Source organism: Devosia sp., assembly GCF_030689745.1.
Taxonomy (GTDB): domain Bacteria; phylum Pseudomonadota; class Alphaproteobacteria; order Rhizobiales; family Devosiaceae; genus Devosia; species Devosia alba.
The window spans coordinates 1-16,867 of sequence record NZ_JAUYGL010000018.1 but is presented as its reverse complement, the minus strand read 5'-3'; the positions used below and the strand labels follow the sequence as shown (position 1 = coordinate 16,867).

The window sequence follows — 16,867 nt, the reverse complement described above, 5'->3', positions numbered from 1 at the left end:
AGCCTGCGCTATGCTATGCTACGGCCAGGTGCTGTTTCACCTGGCCTGCACCGATGGCGTGGGCGGACAGATCTTTGATCGCAGCCGGATCGTGCGCGGCGGCTTCAACCAGGCCGGCAATATCGGCGGTATGGTCCCCGAACCCGGTCCCCGCCCCAGCGTCACCGATCTGGCCCATACGCTGGGCTGCGCCCCGGCCGAACTGGACCTGGCGCGGCTGGAAAGCCTGTTCGCCGATCGCGACGCCATCCTGCTCGACTGGATCGTCAGCCGCGCGGAGGTGATTTCCTGGCCGCTGAGCGCGGTGGTGCAGCTGATCAATCCGCAAAAGATCATCCTGGGCGGCAACCTGCCCAAATCGATCCTCGGGGCGCTGTGCGACAAGATCGATCTCGACAAATATGACGTGCCCGGTCGCATGCCGCTGAACAAGCCGGACGTGCTCATCTCCGACGTCATCGGCGAAGCCCGCCGTGCCGTGGCCGCATCGACATTGCCGTTGGCCAGTTTCCTGCGCTATCTGGCGTAACATGCGCTCGCGCCAGATATGGAACCGTGACGACTTGCTGGCCCGCAGGATTGGCGCAGCCTAACCGGCAAAGTGTCCGACAGATCAGCCGCTGGGGACAGGGCGGGGTTGCGCGGGCGGCTAACATGTCAGTGATGGTCATGGCGCGCGAATTCCAGTATGGCGGCTGCATCAGGTTCAACGAGTGCGTGCAATATGCCCCTGCCCCGTTTCATCGCCGTGATCGATATCGGCAAGACCAATGCCAAGGTGGTGTTGATCGACGCCCAGACCAGCCAGCAATTGGCAGCGCGCAGCACGCCCAATACAGTGCGGTCGGACGGACCCTATCCGCATGCCGATGTGGAGCGGCTGTGGGGCTTCATGCTGGAAAGCCTCGGCGCCTTGCAGGCCGAGCATGGCGTGGATGGCATTTCCATCACCACCCATGGCGCCACGGCGGCGCTGCTGACGGGCGACCGCCTGGCCTTGCCGGTGCTGGATTATGAGTTTGCCGGCCCCGATGAAACCGCTGACGACTATGGCGCAGCGCGGCCCGATTTTGCCGAAACCCTGTCGCCGCGCCTGCCCAACGGGCTCAATATCGGCGCGCAATTGTTCTGGCAGAGCCGGCGCTTTGCCAGCCAGTTTGCCAGCGTCACCCAGATCCTGACCTATCCGCAATATTGGGCGTGGCGGCTGAGCGGCGTGATGGCCAGCGAAGTCACCTCGCTGGGCTGCCACAGCGATCTGTGGGCGCCTGACAAGGTGGATTTTTCCAGCCTGGCGCGCCAGCAGGGCTGGCGCGAGCTGTTTCCGGCGGTACGGCCGGCGGCCTCGGTGCTGGGACCGATCCGGCCCGCGCTTGCCCAGGCAACGGGGTTGCGGGCGGAAACGCCGATCACCTGCGGCATTCACGATTCCAACGCGTCGCTGCTGCCGCATCTGGGCAGCCATGCCGAGCCGTTCACCATTCTGTCGACCGGCACCTGGGCCATCGCCATGACGGTGGGCGGCGACACGACCCATCTCGATCCAGCGCGCGATAGCCTGGCCAATGTCGACGCCTTCGGGCGCCCGGTGCCGACGGCGCGCTTCATGGGCGGGCGCGAGTTCGACATGCTGGCGCCCGGAGCGGTGACGCCGGTGGCGGCCGATGTCGATGCGGTGATCAGCGGCGACGTACAGGCGCTGCCCAGCTTCATGGCGGGCGTCGGCCCCTTCCCCGACCATGTCGGCCGCTGGACCGGGGACCCCGGGACGCTGAGCCCGGGCGAGCGCACGGCGGCGGTATCGCTCTATCTGGCGCTGGTGACCCAGACTTGCCTGGGCCTGTGCGGCCTGGGCAGGCAGATCATCATTGAAGGACCACTGGCCCGCAACCAGCTGTTCGCGGCGGCGCTGGCCCGGCTGACCGGGGTGCCGGTACAGGCGTCAGGCGATGCGACCGGGACGAGCCTGGGCGCCAGCATGCTGTTTGGCGGCGGCGGTGGCAGCGCGACGGGCACGCCCATTGCCCCACTCGAGCATGAAGGGTTCGACGCCTATGCCGCACGCTGGCGCGCGCGGCTGGCCTGACAGCGCCAATCAGAGCGTGATCGGGGCACCTTTCGGGGCTAGCGCGCCGCCACGTCATCGAGCGACGAGTTTGCCTTGTGCAGCGATTTCTCACGCAGCCAGATATAGAGCCCACTGGCGATGATGATCGCAGCCCCCACAATGAACAGCTGATCCGGCGGCTGGTTGAAGATCAGCCAGCTGGCGATCGACAGGTAGAGCAGGCTTAGATAGTTGAACGGGGCCAGGGTGGCGGGCGGCGCGTAGCGGTGGGCTACCGAGTTGAGAAAATGCCCACCCAGGCCGGCAACGCCCATCACGAAAAAAGCCAGCCAGGAAATGGGCTGGCTGGGCCACACCCAATCGGTGAGCGCCACCGGGGCAATCAGGATCACGGGCACCACGCCGACAAAGAACTGCTGGGTCTGGGCGCTGTCGACGCCGGCCAGCTTGCGGGTGAGGATGGAGAACAATGCCAGGAAAAACGCGCAGCCGACACTGAGCAGTGCGGCGGGCTGAAAGGCCTCCGATCCGGGCCGGACAATGATGAGAATGCCGATGAAACCGACGGCAATCGCCGCCCAGCGACGGGGCCCCACGGTTTCGCCCAGCAGCGGACCGGACATGGCGCAGATGATCAGCGGGGAGCTGAACTGGATGGCGCTGGTGACGGTGAGCGGCAGGTAGCGCATGGCGAGGAAATTCAGGCCGGTCGTGCACAGCAGGCAGACGCCGCGCAGGACTTCCAGCTTCCAGTTATTGCTGATGAAGAGGTTGCGGCCGGTGACCGGCAGGAACAGCACCAGCAGCAGCGCAAGGTGCATGCCATAGCGCATGAAGATGATCTCGGTGGTCGGCATGCCGCCAACCGAGAGCCACTTGGCGGAAACATCGAGGACCAGCAACACCAGTTGGGACACCAGAACCAGCGTGATGGCATAGTTGGCCCGGCTCTCGACAGGAGCAACGACGCTGGCCATCAGCTCAGCCAGCCAGCAAAAGAGGCATCATGGCTGAACGCTATAGTCATCAACATGGCGAATCCGGGAGGAACACGGCGACTGTCGCGGAACATCCATAGCGTTGGGATATGCCGCCGCAGGTGTCAATGCGCCGGCCGCTAAAACTGGTATGGAAGATGAAATAGGGCCGGCACCCCTGAAGCCATTCCCGGGGTGCCGACCGTGACAGGAGACGCGGGCTAGAACGTCTCGCTCAGATTTCGCACCTTGAGGGACTTGACCAGTTCGGATGCCGAAGGGGTCGCGCCGTGGCGGGGGGTAAAGGTGAGGTCGGTGGTGCGCCCCGGCAGGAGCGTCACGGCATTGTCGGAGAAATAGCCGGGCGTATCGACGGTGGCGGTGACGAACAGCGCCGGCTGGTCGCTGGTGAGGCTGAGCACCAATTGACCATCGACATCGGACCAGGCGGCCCGGATCTTGGGCTGCACCAGCTCATAGGCCTTGTAGGGCTTGGGGAAATAGTCGTTTTCGCCCAGCAGCTTGCCCTCGACGTCGCGCCAGGAGAAGAACAGGAACTCGTCTGCCGCCAGGTCGACCGCCGGGATGGCCGCGACTTCTACCGCGCCATCGGGCGAGATGGTGCTGTGGCCGGCGAACAGTTGGCGCTCGCCGCCGGCAACCTTGACCGCCCGAACTTCCAGGCTGATCTCGACCGGCGCACCGGTGTCGTTGATGGCCTTGAGCACAATCTGGCTGGGGGGCGCGTTCTCTACCGGCTTGCCGCGCGAATTGGTCGGCACCGCGTCATGCACCGGCACGGCAACGACATTGACCGGCAGGAAGAAGCGCTTGGCCATGTATTGCAGCAGCTTCCACTGCCCGCCGTAATCGAGGCTCGACCAGGAGGCGACCGGCCAGATGTCGTTGATCTGCCAGAACAGGGTGCCCATGCAGCGCGGCTTGGTGGAGCGCCAGTACTCAATGGCGGTCTTGATGGCGAGTCCCTGCTGGATCTGGGACAGGAACACCATCTGGTCGAAATCGCGCGGGAAACGGAAATAGCGCGTCATGGTTTCAAGGATGCGGGCGTTGCCGCCATCATTGCGCTGGTGGTTTTCCATCACCGGCGAGGACGGGTTGCGGTCTTTGGGTTCGGAAAAAGTCTCGATGACGTTCATCGAGGTGAAGGACTGGAAGCCGAATTCGGAGGCAAAGCGCGGATTGACGGTGCGATAGGCCTCAAAGCTCTTGGCCGAGTGCCATACGTCCCAGTAATGGGTGTCGCCGCGGGTATCGGCGTGCCAGCCATCGGAGAAGTCGAGATAGCCCATGGAAGGCGAGGACGGCCAGAAGCGGCGGGCGGGATCCTCGTCCTCGACGATATTGCCCAGCATATTGTTGAGACGATCATAATTGGCGACATAGCGCTCGGGCGCCGCCTTGGTCTCGGGATACCAGCCAAGCGAGCCGATGACTTCATTGTCGCCGCACCACAGCGCGATACAGGCGTGATGGCTGAGCCGGCGCACCTGCTGGGTGATTTCGGTGCGCACATTGGCAAGGAAAGGCCGATCGGACGGGTAGCTCATGCAGGCGAACATGAAATCGTGCCAGATCAGAATGCCCAGCTCGTCGCACATCTCGTAGAAATAGTCCGGCTCGTACTGGCCGCCGCCCCAGATGCGCAGCATGTTCATGTTGGCGGCCTTGGCGCTTTGCAGCAGGTCGCGGATGACTTCGGGGGTGATGCGGGACGGGATGGCGTCGGCGGGGATCCAGTTGGCGCCGAGCATGGAGATGTCGCGGCCGTTGATGCGGCACTTGAAGGAATGGTCGATCTCGTCCTTCTCGACGATCCACTCAAGCTGGCGCAGGCCGATCTGGCGGGTGGTCTTTTCGCCGTCCAGATCGGTCACCAGTTCATAGAGCGGCTGCTCGCCCTGCCCCGCCGGCCACCAGAGTTTCGGGTCGTGTATGGTCAGGTTGTGGGTGAAGAGGTTTTCGCCGGGATTGACCACCAGCTTGTCGGCAACGGTCTGGCCGGCAATGGTGTGCTCAAGTTCCACCTCACCGTGAGCAAAGGCAAAAACCCGAGTCTTTATCGACAGTTCGACCGAATGGCTTGCATGGGCCTGATCGACCTGCACGCTCTCCTGACGGGCCAGGCGCGACTTGCGCAGGGCCATGGTGCCATAGACACCGATGGGCATGATGCAGATGCCCCAATCCCAACCCGCATGGCATGCCGCCTTGCGGATGAAGTTCATGTGGATGCCGGCAAGACCATTGGTCTGGTAGTTCTTGGTGAAGGGGATCGGGAATGGATGGGCGTCGGCGCGCGCCCTGGCCACGTCGGGGGCAATGGCGAAATCGATGCGCAGGGTATTGTCGCCTGCCCGCACCTTGCCGGTGACGTCGATGTCGTAGCGGATGAAGCTGTTGTCGGTTTGCGCAATGACCTCGCCATTGAGCGAAACGGTGGCAATGCAGTCGACCTCAGCCAGGGTCAGGGTGAGATAGCCAGCGATATCGGCGGCGCTGGCGGTAAAGCGCCGCTCCACCGACCAGGCCGTTTCATTGACCCACATCACCTGCTTTTCGTTTTCGCCGTAATAGGGGTCGGCAATCTTGTCGGCAGCCAGCAGCGCCGAATGCACATCGCCGGGCAGATCCAGGGGCACTGCTATGTCGCTGGTGGGTGAGGTCAGGGCGAAGCGACCGGCCAGATCGATTGCCGAATAGGTGGCGGGGATAGACATCAACAACTCCTGGGAGCAGCGCAAGCCGCGCTGCCAATACTGCTGGAACGGGCGCACCGAGCGACAAGAAAAGCCGATGCAATCGATTTCATCCGCTTCTAGCCGGACTCGTGACAGCTTCCAATGGGGTCGATGCCCAAAATGTTGGCAATGCTGTCAATGCGGCAATCGCGACAGGCGTCTCTATGCCGCACCGCTTACAGTTCTATTAGGACTTCAGCGGGTAGGCTGCTTCCATACAAAGGGCGCAGTCGATGTGGTCACTCGAGTCAATAAAGCGACAGTTTTCGGTTCCGGACGACCCGGAGCTGGTGCTGGCCCAGGCCCGGGCGCTGTCGACACAGGTCCCGCTGATGTATGCCATGGTGGTGGTCAACACCGTGATCCTGGCGGTCAGCCATGCCGGGGCGGGACCGGATCTGCTAACCCTCTACGCACCGGCGATGCTTTCGGTGCTCTGCGTGGCGCGCATCGTCTCGTGGTTGCGCGGTCGGCAGAGACTCAACGATATCGATGTTGCCCGCCGCAGCCTGCGACGCATGATGCGGGTGATGCCGGTGCTGTCGGTCGGGTTCAGCGTATGGACCGTTGCGCTGCTGCCCTATGGCAATGCCTATCAGCAGTCCCAGGTCGTGTTTTTCGCCGGCGTGACGACCATTGGCTGCATGTTCTGCCTGATGCATATGCGCGCCGCGGCCGTGTCCATGGGCGCCCTGCAGTTGGTTCCGTTTACCATTGCCATGCTGATGCTGAACAATGTGGTGATGACGGCCATCGCCATCAATCTGGGGTTTGTGGTGGCGGGCGTGCTGATTGTCCTGCTGGGCAATTATCGCGACTTCGCCGACCTGGTGGCATCGCGTTCGACGATGGCACGGAAGCAGGCCGAAACGCAGCGCCTGTCGGACGAGAATAACCGGCTGGCCAATGTCGACCCGCTGACCGGCCTGCCCAATCGTCGATGGTTTGACCGTCAACTGGACGAGATGCTGGGCGAAGCCAACGCGGACGGCACGGCAATTGCCGTCGCGCGCATCGATCTGGATGGCTTCAAGGCCATCAACCAGACGTTCGGACAGACTACCGGCGACCGGGTGCTGGCCGAAACGGCCCGCCGCATCAGCACGGTGAGTCCATCGGGCAGCTTTGTGGCGCGTCTGGGGGCCGACAATTTCGCGCTGATCACGCGCAATGTTCAATCGGACGCCGGGCTGCAGCGCCTGGGCACTGAATTGTGCCGCGCCCTGCGCAGCCCCTTCGACCTGCCGGACGCCAATATCCACCTGTCAGCGTCAATCGGCTTTGCGGCATCCCATCCCGGCGACACCGCCGAGATGGCCTATGACCGGGCCGACTATGCGAACTCGGTGGCCAAGCGCGAGTGTCGCGGCCATGCCGTGGTGTTTGCCGACCGCCATGACCGCGAGATCCGCAAAGTGCGCCAGATCGAGCACGAATTGCACACCGCCGACCTCGACAAGGAAATCCATATCCTGTTCCAGCGGCAGTTCGATACCGCAACGAACCGCACGACGGGCTACGAAGTGCTGGCGCGCTGGAACAGCCCGGTGCTGGGGGAAGTCTCGCCGATGGAGTTCATTCCACTGGCAGAACATATCGGCTTGATTTCCAAGGTGACCCAAACCGTCCTGCGCAAGGCGCTGGCCGTCTCGGCCACCCTGCCCAAGCACATCCGCCTGTCGGTCAATCTGTCAGCCCATGACATCGGTTCCGCCACGGCGATCAAGGCCATTGCCGGTTTGCTGAAACAGGCTGGCACACCGCGCCGAATTGACTTCGAGATCACCGAAACCGCCGTCATGCGTGACCTCGATCAGGCCAATTCTTCCCTGCTGACGCTGCTGGCGCTGGGGTCACGGATTGCGCTGGATGATTTTGGTACCGGCCATTCGAGCCTGACCCACGTGCAGCGGTTGCCGCTGGACCGCATCAAGGTCGACCGCAGCTTTGTCACCGATATCTGCAATGACCGAACCAGCCAGGCCATCATCAAGACGACAACCGAACTCTGCCGCAATCTGGGCATTTCATGCGTGATTGAAGGGGTGGAAACCCAGGAAGAGCTCGATGTGCTGGTGGGACTGGGTGGCACGGTCATCCAGGGCTATCTGTTTGGCCGACCGGTCGATGCCGACACCATGCTGGCGCAGCTGGCGCGCGAGCGGACGGTCCGCAGCGGCGACGCCAGAAGAGCTTCTGGCGCCGCCGGTTAGGCTTTCCCGGCGCGTTGCGGCGCGGCTACTGCGCCGCCTCATCAGGCAGGTCGGCGTCGATAAAACCACCGGACTGGCGGTTCCACAGGCTTGAATAGAGGCCGCCGGTCTGCAGCAATTGGGCATGGGAGCCCATTTCCACGACACGTCCCTGATCGAGCACCACCAGCCGATCCATCATGGCGATGGTGGACAGGCGATGGGCGATGGCAATCACCGTCTTGCCGCGCATCAGCAGCTGCAACTGGCTCTGGATCGCCGCTTCAGCCTCCGAATCCAGGGCGGAGGTGGCTTCGTCGAGCACCAGGATCGGGGCGTTCTTGAGCAGCACGCGGGCAATGGCGATACGCTGGCGCTGACCGCCCGAGAGCTTGACGCCCCGCTCGCCCACATGGGCGTCAAAGCCCTTGCGGCCCTTGGCATCGCTCAATCCCTCGATGAACAGGGTGGCCTCGGCCAGATCGGCCGCTTCGCGCATCATCGCCTCGCTCGCGTCGGGGCGGCCATAAAGGATGTTCTCGCGCACCGAGCGATGCAGCAGCGAGGTATCCTGGGTCACCACGCCGATATTGGCGCGCAGACTGTCCTGGGTCACCCTGGCAATGTCGTGGCCATCGACCAGAATGCGGCCATCAGCGCGGTCATAAAAGCGCAGCAGCAGATTGACGATGGTGGACTTGCCGGCCCCGGAACGACCGACCAGGCCGATCTTTTCGCCGGGACGGATATGCAGGTTGAGATCCTCGATCACCCCGCCGGTCTTGCCGTAGTGGAACGAGACGTTCTCGAACCTGATGTCGCCCTTGACCGGACCGATCGGTTCGGCTTGCGGCTTGTCCGAGACGACGCGCGGCAGCGAGATGGACGAGATGCCATCACGCACGGTGCCGATATTCTCGAACAGCGAGGACATTTCCCACATCACCCACTGGCTCATGCCCTGGAAGCGCATCACCAGACCCAGCGATACGGCCACCGCACCGGGGCTCATGGTGCCCTGCAGCCACAGCCAGATGCCGGTCCAGCCCACTGCAAACAGCAGCAGGGCATTGGAGAAGTTGACCAGGATATTGAGGACGGAAAACAGCCGCATCTGCCGGTAGGCGGTGTCAAGAAACTGGTCCATGGCCTCCTTGGCGTAGCTTTCCTCCCGGTTGGAATGGGAGAACAGCTTGACGGTGGCAATGTTGGAATAGCTGTCGACGATGCGACCGGTCATCAGCGAGCGCGCATCGGCCTGCGCCTCGGAGATCTTGCCCAGACGCGGGATGAAATAGCGCATCATGGCGACATAGGCGACCAGCCAGACCATGAACGGCATTGCCAGGCGCCAGTCCGAGGAGGCCGCCAGAATAACTGCGCCGGTGAAGTAGACGACGACATAGACCAGCATGTCGAGCAGCGTCATCACCACTTCGCGCACGGCCAGCGAGGTCTGCATCAGCTTGGCGCCAATGCGACCGGCGAACTCGTCCTGGAAATAGCTCATCGACTGGCGGATGAGATAACGATGGCTCATCCAGCGAATGCGCTGCGGGAAATTGCTCAGCAGCGTCTGGTGCATGATCAGCGTGGAAAACACCACCAGCAGCGGCATGACCACCACCACGATCGAGGCCATCAGCGCCAGCTTCCAGCCATCGGTCTGGATGAAGGTGGCGCGATCGGCCTGGGCCAGCCAGTTGACGATATCGCCGATGAAGCCGAACAGCAGGATTTCGCTGGCAGCAATGGCGGCGGCCAGCAAAGCCATCAGCAGCAGCCATTTCTTGGCGCCGTGGCTGTAATGCAGGCAGAATGCCACCAGCCCCTTGGGCGGCTCGCTGGGCTCGCCCAGGGGATAGGGATTGAGACGTCGTTCAAACCAACGCAGCATGGTCACTCACCGTAATTGGGTCCGCCGGACCGTCGTGCAAGGCGCGATGTGCACAACCTCAAGCATGGTTGAGGTCAAACCAGCACTGGCCAAGAGCGAACAGGCAGCTAAGAAATCTGGATACCGCGCTCATGGGCCCGCAATCAGCCCAGAGGAGACACGAGCCGCGACCCTATCATGCCCCCTCCCCAATGCCGTCCCATTTGGCGTAGAAGAGTGGACCGAAGCGGTCGCCGGGCCGCAAACAATACATGAAAGCGCCGCGCTGGCTGTTGCGGCGCAGCCACACTCATTGTCAGACCGCCGATTTATGGACCCGTTCATGCGCACCGAAGACACCATCTACCTCAAGGACTATGCCGCCAGCCCCTACCGGATCGTGTCAGCAGATCTCGATTTCCGGATCACCGAAGCCGATACACGGGTGCGGGCGCTGCTGACGATCGAGCCGCGCGAGGACACCGCAGCGGGAACGCCGCTGGTGCTGGATGGCAATGAGCTGACGCTGGGTTCGATCGCCATTGATGGCGCGCCGCTGGTGCTGTCGGCCTATGGCGCCGACGCCAGCGGGCTGACGGTCTTTGAACCACCGCTGCGCCGCTTCGTGCTGGAAACCGAGGTTACGCTCAAGCCCGAAGGCAATACCCGGCTGATGGGGCTGTACCGCTCGGGCGGCACCTGGTGCACCCAGTGTGAGGCCGAAGGTTTCCGCCGCATCACCTATTATCTGGACCGCCCCGACAATCTGGCGCTGTTCAAGGTGCGGATCACCGCGCCGCTGAACGTGGCGCCAGTGCTGCTGTCCAATGGCAATCTGATTGACCAGGGCGATGCCGGAGAGGGCATGCACTTTGCCGTCTGGGAGGACCCCTTCCCCAAGCCGTCCTATCTGTTTGCGCTGGTGGCGGGCGATCTGGGATCGATCACCGACAGCTTCACCACTGCCTCGGGCCGCAAGGTCGCGCTGGCGATCTATTGCAGCCACGGCAAGGAAGACCAGTGCCTGTGGGCGATGGACAGCCTGAAGCGCTCGATGGCCTGGGATGAGCGGCGCTTTGGCCGCGAGTATGATCTGGACATCTTCAATATCGTGGCGGTGTCGGACTTCAACTTTGGCGCCATGGAGAACAAGGGCCTCAACATCTTCAACGACAAGCTGGTCTTCGCCCAGCCCGAGAGCGCCACTGACGCCGACTACGACGGCATTGAGCGGGTGATCGCGCATGAGTATTTCCATAATTGGACCGGCAACAGAATCACTTGCCGCGACTGGTTCCAGCTGTGCCTGAAGGAGGGCCTGACGGTCTATCGCGACCAGGAATTCACCAGCGATGAGCGCAGCCGGCCCGTCAAGCGCATCTCTGATGTGGTCGGCTTGCGGTCGGGGCAGTTCCCCGAGGATGGCGGCCCGCTCGCCCATCCGGCGCGGCCGGACCAGTATAGCGAGATCAACAATTTCTATACGGCCACCGTCTACGAAAAGGGCGCCGAGATCGTGCGCATGCTGGCGACGCTGTTGGGCGAAGCCGGATTCCGCAAGGGCATGGACCTGTATTTCGAGCGCCATGACGGGCAAGCGACGACGATCGAAGCCTTTCTGGCGGTGTTTGCCGAAGCCAATGATGTCGATCTGGAGCAGTTCAAGATCTGGTATCTGCAGGCCGGCACGCCGCGCCTGAGCGTCAGCGACAGCTATGATGCGGCGAGCCAGACCTATACGCTCAAGCTCGGCCAGCAGACGCAGCCGACGCCGGGTCAGCCGACCAAGCAGGCTCTGGTGCTGCCGATCAAGTTCGGCCTGATCGGCCCCAATGGCAGCGAGATGGGCTGGACCGGGGTGAGCGGCGGCACGGTGCGCGACGATATGATCGTGCTCGATACCGCCGAGGCCGAAATCCGCTTCACCGGCGTTCCCAACAAGCCGGTACCCTCGCTGCTGCGCGGCTTTTCAGCCCCGGTCAATATGGACACCACGCTCAGCCAGGCAGATCAGCTGTTCCTGGCCCAGCATGACAGCGATCCGTTCAACCGCTGGCAGGCGCTGCAGGATGTCGGCATGGCGCTGGCCGTGGCGGCAATCGGCGGCACGCCGTGGAGCCAACAGGCGGTCACCGCGCTCAGCCAGGCCATGGCTGAAACGCTGGCCAGCGAGACACTGGACGACGCGTTCAAGGCGCTGGCCCTGAACCTGCCCGCCGAGGCCCAGATCAGTCGCACCATTGGCAAGGATATCGATCCTGATCGGGTGCACATGGTGCGGGCCGCGCTGCTCAAGGCGGTGTTTACGCCCCTGGCACTGCAATTGCTGCAGACCTATCGCAAGCTCTCCAGCGACGCGCCCTATGCCCCCGACGCGGCCAGCACGGGCCGACGCGCACTGCGCAACCGGCTGCTCGGCCTGCTGGTGAGCAGCGATGCCGCTGGTGCCGCCGATCTGGCGGCGCAGCAATATGCAGGCGCCCGCAACATGACCGACCGACTGGCAGCGTTGAGCGTCAGCGCCCTTGCCTGGACGCCGGACGCGGAGGCGCTGCTGGCCCACTTCCACACCAATTTTGCCGCAACCAATCCGCTGGTGCTGGACAAGTGGCTGGCGGTGACGGCCAGCGTGCCCCAGGACATGGTGATCGACCGCATGCGTGCCGTGCTGGCGGACCCGAACTTCCCCAAGACCAACCCCAACCGGCTGCGCTCACTGGTGGGCGTATTCTCGATGGCCAATCCCACCCAGTTCGCCCGCGCCGATGGCGCCGGTTTCCGCTTTGTGGCCGAAACCGTGGTCGAGATCGACAGCATCAATCCGCAGGTTGCAGCCCGGCTGCTGACCGGTTTCCGGGTCTGGCCGATGCTGGAAGAGGAGCGCCGCGCCGCAGCGAAAACCGCCCTGCTCTGGCTCGAGACCAGCGGCTCACTGAGCCGCAATACCGCCGACATCCTCACGCGCATGTTGGCAAGCTAAATCGCCGCCATTGTTGGAAGAATTTTTCTTCAACAGCTAAGTGATTCTGCCGACTCGCATTTTTGCGGGTCGGCCCGCTGCCGCCATTTTCGAGGTCTGGACACGCGAGTCGCGCTGATTCATTGTTCGTTAAGGGCAAATCGGGTCGGGCAAAAGACAGCCTCGCAGGATGGAGAATTGCATGGGGCGGGTGGAGACATCCGGTGTCGGCGCCAGAGGGTTGGGCGCACACCAGCAGCGGGCGACAACGCCCCCTGCCAGCGATGGTTTTGCGGCAAATGCGCGCCTGGGGCACAGCCTGGTGCTGTCCCCGATCACGGCTGCGGTGGCGTTGACCGCCGTGTTTGCCGCCCTGCTGTTTGTCGCCTACGACACGGTATGCACCTTTGCTGCCGCCCCGCATGAGCTGCCCAGCAACGCGGCATGGACCGCCGACAATTCCGGGACGAACGGTACGGCAGCAGCCAGCGCCACCCCGCCCATGTCCCGCCAGTTTGACCTGCTGCGGCGCGCCAGCCTGATCACGGCGCCACCCGCCGATAGTCTGGCGGCATTTCCCAGCCATTTCCTCCCGGTGACCAATCTCGGGCCGCAGGTCGAGGGCGCGGCAGCGCCGAACCAGTGGGCTGCCATCGGGCAGCGTGCCGGCATCGCCTTTGGCCTGGCGGGTCTGCTGACCGTCCTCGTCTGGCGCCGCAGGCGCGGCGACTTGCCCGACCTGCTGCAGCGCCACAGTTACCGCATACTGGCTGCCGCGATCCCGATGGGCGTGGCCTGCTGGACCAGGGACGGGGTGCTGGTGACCTGCAATGAGCAGTATCGGGCCCGGCTCGATCTATGCGGCAAGACGGTCACCTATCATGACGCGGTCAAACGGATGATCGCCGGCGGCTACGTCAAGATGCTCAACGATGATGCCAATAATCGCCTGCTGGAACTGCATGCGCGCGACGGCTCGTGCCTGCTGATTGACGAGCGGCCATTGGCCGATGGCGGCTTCATGACGCTGGTCAGCGATGTCACCGAGCGCAAGAAGACCGACACCATGCTGCAGACGATCCGCGAGGAACAGCGCCAGCTGGCGCGGCGCTACCATGAGGAAAAGCTCAACGCCGAGGCGGCCAACCGCGCCAAGACCAATTTTCTGGCCCATCTCAGCCACGATATCCGCACGCCGCTCAACCACATTATCGGCTTTGCCGATCTGATGCGGCACCAGGCCTACGGGCCGCTGGGCGATGCCCGCTATGCCGACTATGTGCAATCGATCAAAAGCTCGGGCGAACATCTCCTGGCCTCGTTCGCCACCATTCTCGATCTGGCCGAACTGGAGGGCGGGCGCAAGGCGCTGCGCCATGATCCGCTCCAGGTCGATGATGTGCTCGGAAGCGTATTGACGCGGTTTGCCGGAACGGCCGCCCGGGCCAAGGTCGGGCTGGAACTCACACGCACCTGCGGCGCCACCATTGAAGGCGACCGCCTCGGCCTGGTGCGCATGGTCTCCAATATCGTGGAAAATTCGTTGCGCTTCACCCCGGCTGGCGGCCGGATCACCCTCTCCGCCTTTGCGGCCGATGATGGCGTGGTACTGGAAATCACCGACACCGGCATCGGCATGAGCCAAGAGCGGCTGGCCAGCCTGTCGCAGCCCTTCGCGCTGGGTGACGCCACCTTCACCCGCGAGGGCGCCGGCCCCGGCCTGGGTCTATCGATTGCCCAGGCCATTGCCGAGCAAAGCGGCGGCTCGCTGGCCATCGATTCCAGTCCCGCGCTGGGCACCACGGTTGCCATCTCGCTGCCCCTGCTGACGGCCGATCTGTCGGTGGCCGCCTGATGCTGAACCGGCAATGGCATGAAGCGCACCCCATGCCCGACAAGGCGACGCTGGAACAGCGCATCGCCTGGCATCTCGAGCATGCCGCACAATGCGGTTGCCGCGACATGCCCGAGAGCATCAAGCGCGAACTGGCGGCACGCGGCATTGACCTGCCGCAGCGGCCGACGCGCTAGAGGCCTCGTGCCTTCTCATACCAGGCCCTGGCGGCCTCGGTGACCTCCGCCCGCATGGCGGCAAGATCGAGCTCCAGCCGCTCGAAATTGGGGTAGTTCGTCAAGCCGGCGAGCAATTCCCGAAACGCGTTGGGCCAGACTTCATCCTTGAGCGGCTGCACCAGCGCAGAACTCATCACCTGCAGCACCGTCGAATACACCCCATGGATTTCGGCCAGCCGGGCGCCCTGCGGCACCAGGCCGGTCTCGCCGAGCCGGCTCAACACCGGTGCGGTGGCGGCTTGCGGCAAGGCGATGGTCTGGCCGGCCAGCAATTGCGCCGACTGGACGATGAATTCGAGATCGATCAATCCGCCCTCGGCCAGTTTCAGGTCAAAGGCGTGCCGCGGCGGGCGCTCCTTGGCCATCATGGCGCGCATGGCCAGCACATCGTCCACGGTCTTGGCAGCGTCGCGGGCGCGCGAGATCGCCGCATTGATGGCGTCGTTGATGACATCGCCAAAACTGCCATCGGCCAGAATGACGCGGGCGCGGCTCAGCGCCAGATGCTCCCAGGTCCAGGCATTGTCGCGATGATAGGAGGTGAATCCGGCCAGGCTTGTCGCCAGCGGCCCGGCATTGCCCGAGGGGCGCAGCCGCATATCGGCTTCGTACAGCACGCCCTCGCCGGTCGGCGCGGTGATGGCGGCCACCAGACGCTGGGTCAGGCGCGTGTAGTAATGGTTGGTGCTGAGCGGCTTTGGCCCGTCGGACTCGCCATCGACCGCGTCGTAAAGCAGGATGAAATCGAGATCGGAGGCGACGGTCATTTCGTGGCTGGCCATCTTGCCAAAGGCCAGCAGCACCACCTTGCCGCCTTCCATGACGCCGTGTCGCCGTTCGAACTCGGCGCGCACACTGTCAAACAGCCGGTGCAACAGGGTTTCGGCCAGGGCGGTGAACTGTTCCCCGGCGCCCCGCGCGTCCACCGTGCCCGAGAGCAAGCCGGCGGCGATCAGGAATTTCTGCTCCTGACCGATGATGCGGGCGCGGTCGATGACCTCTTCATAGGAGCGGGCATCGGCCAGAAAGGCGTCGACCTTGGCGATCAGCACATCGCGGCGGGTGACATCATTGGCGAAAGCGGGGTCGATCAGCCCGTCCATCACATGGGCCCGGTGGATCACCGACTCGGCCATGCGCGGCGCCGAGGCCAGCAATTGCACAAGCAGGGTGCGCAGGCTGGGGTGATTGCGCAGCAGGGCAAACAATTGCACCCCAGCGGGCAGGCGCGACAGGAAATCATCGAATTTGGCGAGCGCCGCGTCGGCGTTGCCGGTATTGCTCAAGGTGATCAGCAAGGCGGGCAGCAATTCGGTGAGGTGGGCGCGCGCGGCCGAGGCCCGGGTTGCCGGGTAGCTGCCATAGTGCCATTTGCGGACGATTTCGATGGCCTTGGTGGCGTCAGCAAACCCCATATTGGTCAGGGTTTCGAGCGTGCCAGGATCGTCATCGCTGCCGGTGAACACCAGATTGCCTTCGCCGCTCCCCAGGCTTTCACCCTCGGTGAACAGATCGGAATAATAGGCGGTGACCAGCTCGAGGGCGGCGCGATAATCGGTCTCGAACTGGCGCAGATCGGGCTCGCCCATCAGTTGCCCGATCACCGCGACGTCGGCGGCAGTGGCCGGCATGACATGGGTCTGCTCATCGCGCAGCATTTGCAGCCGGTTCTCGACGGCGCGCAGATACCAGTAGGTCTGGCTCAGTTCAGTGGCGGCGCGGGGCGAAATCCAGTTGGCGTCAGCCAGCGCAGCCAGGGCATGGGCGGTCGGCTTGACGCGCAGGGTCTTGTCGCGACCGCCGGCGATCAATTGCTGGGTCTGGGTGAAAAACTCGATCTCGCGGATGCCGCCGCGGCCCAATTTGACGTTGTGGCCCTCGACGCGGATCGAGCCGACATTCTTGGCGATATTGATCTGGCGCTTCATCGCCTGGATATCGGCGATGGTGGCGAAGTCGA

At 63.7% G+C, this 16,867-nt stretch carries 10 protein-coding genes; 6 read left to right on the top strand and 4 right to left on the bottom strand.

The annotated features are described in order from the left end of the window. The first annotated feature begins 10 nt into the window (after positions 1-10). Complete coding sequence (locus Q8O80_RS01530; protein ID WP_305576196.1) at positions 11-529, top strand: hypothetical protein; 519 nt, start codon at positions 11-13, stop codon at positions 527-529. Positions 530-724: 195 nt separating this feature from the next. Further along, a complete protein-coding gene (locus Q8O80_RS01525) occupies positions 725-2,086 on the top strand; it encodes an FGGY-family carbohydrate kinase (RefSeq protein ID WP_305576194.1) in 1,362 nt (453 codons plus the stop codon). Between the two features lie 38 nt (positions 2,087-2,124). Here Q8O80_RS01525 and Q8O80_RS01520 read toward each other — a convergent pair whose 3' ends face one another. Continuing rightward, entirely contained in the window at positions 2,125-3,045 is a 921-nt protein-coding gene (locus Q8O80_RS01520) for a DMT family transporter (protein WP_305576192.1), read from the bottom strand. Positions 3,046-3,266: 221 nt separating this feature from the next. Then, positions 3,267-5,786 carry a glycoside hydrolase family 2 protein gene (locus tag Q8O80_RS01515; RefSeq protein WP_305576190.1) on the bottom strand — a complete coding sequence of 840 codons (2,520 nt, stop codon included), beginning with the start codon at positions 5,784-5,786 and terminating at the stop codon, positions 3,267-3,269. Positions 5,787-6,040: 254 nt separating this feature from the next. Here Q8O80_RS01515 and Q8O80_RS01510 point away from each other — a divergent pair, with 254 nt between their 5' ends. Next, the gene (locus Q8O80_RS01510) at positions 6,041-8,020 is read left to right on the top strand and encodes a bifunctional diguanylate cyclase/phosphodiesterase (protein ID WP_305576188.1); all 1,980 of its coding nucleotides are present in this window, start codon (positions 6,041-6,043) and stop codon (positions 8,018-8,020) included. Between the two features lie 25 nt (positions 8,021-8,045). On the opposite strand, the gene Q8O80_RS01505 is transcribed toward Q8O80_RS01510, so the two are convergent. Further along, entirely contained in the window at positions 8,046-9,896 is a 1,851-nt protein-coding gene (locus Q8O80_RS01505) for an ABC transporter ATP-binding protein (protein ID WP_305576186.1), read from the bottom strand. Positions 9,897-10,218: 322 nt separating this feature from the next. Here Q8O80_RS01505 and pepN point away from each other — a divergent pair, with 322 nt between their 5' ends. The 3 genes from pepN (at position 10,219) to Q8O80_RS01490 (ending at position 14,865) form a co-directional block, all read left to right on the top strand. Continuing rightward, the gene (gene pepN, locus Q8O80_RS01500; RefSeq protein ID WP_305576185.1) at positions 10,219-12,855 is read left to right on the top strand and encodes an aminopeptidase N; all 2,637 of its coding nucleotides are present in this window, start codon (positions 10,219-10,221) and stop codon (positions 12,853-12,855) included. Positions 12,856-13,036: 181 nt separating this feature from the next. Continuing rightward, entirely contained in the window at positions 13,037-14,689 is a 1,653-nt protein-coding gene (locus Q8O80_RS01495) for a PAS domain-containing sensor histidine kinase (protein WP_305576184.1), read from the top strand. Continuing rightward, complete coding sequence (locus Q8O80_RS01490; RefSeq protein WP_305576183.1) at positions 14,689-14,865, top strand: hypothetical protein; 177 nt, start codon at positions 14,689-14,691, stop codon at positions 14,863-14,865. The genes Q8O80_RS01495 and Q8O80_RS01490 overlap by 1 nt, the downstream gene beginning before the upstream one ends. On the opposite strand, the gene Q8O80_RS01485 is transcribed toward Q8O80_RS01490, so the two are convergent. Then, positions 14,862-16,867 (bottom strand): bifunctional [glutamine synthetase] adenylyltransferase/[glutamine synthetase]-adenylyl-L-tyrosine phosphorylase (locus Q8O80_RS01485; RefSeq protein ID WP_305576181.1); only part of this gene is annotated, 2,006 nt, incomplete at its 5' end. The genes Q8O80_RS01490 and Q8O80_RS01485 overlap by 4 nt on opposite strands.

Excerpts from the sequence above, each read along its gene's own strand:
- Q8O80_RS01530 (WP_305576196.1), top strand. The coding sequence starts at position 11 with ATGCTATGCTACGGCCAGGTGCTGTTTCACCTGGCCTGCACCGATGGC.
- Q8O80_RS01525 (WP_305576194.1), top strand. The coding sequence starts at position 725 with ATGCCCCTGCCCCGTTTCATCGCCGTGATCGATATCGGCAAGACCAAT.
- Q8O80_RS01520 (WP_305576192.1), bottom strand. The coding sequence starts at position 3,045 with ATGGCCAGCGTCGTTGCTCCTGTCGAGAGCCGGGCCAACTATGCCATC.
- Q8O80_RS01515 (WP_305576190.1), bottom strand. The coding sequence starts at position 5,786 with ATGTCTATCCCCGCCACCTATTCGGCAATCGATCTGGCCGGTCGCTTC.
- Q8O80_RS01510 (WP_305576188.1), top strand. The coding sequence starts at position 6,041 with ATGTGGTCACTCGAGTCAATAAAGCGACAGTTTTCGGTTCCGGACGAC.
- Q8O80_RS01505 (WP_305576186.1), bottom strand. The coding sequence starts at position 9,896 with ATGCTGCGTTGGTTTGAACGACGTCTCAATCCCTATCCCCTGGGCGAG.
- pepN (WP_305576185.1), top strand. The coding sequence starts at position 10,219 with ATGCGCACCGAAGACACCATCTACCTCAAGGACTATGCCGCCAGCCCC.
- Q8O80_RS01495 (WP_305576184.1), top strand. The coding sequence starts at position 13,037 with ATGGGGCGGGTGGAGACATCCGGTGTCGGCGCCAGAGGGTTGGGCGCA.
- Q8O80_RS01490 (WP_305576183.1), top strand. The coding sequence starts at position 14,689 with ATGCTGAACCGGCAATGGCATGAAGCGCACCCCATGCCCGACAAGGCG.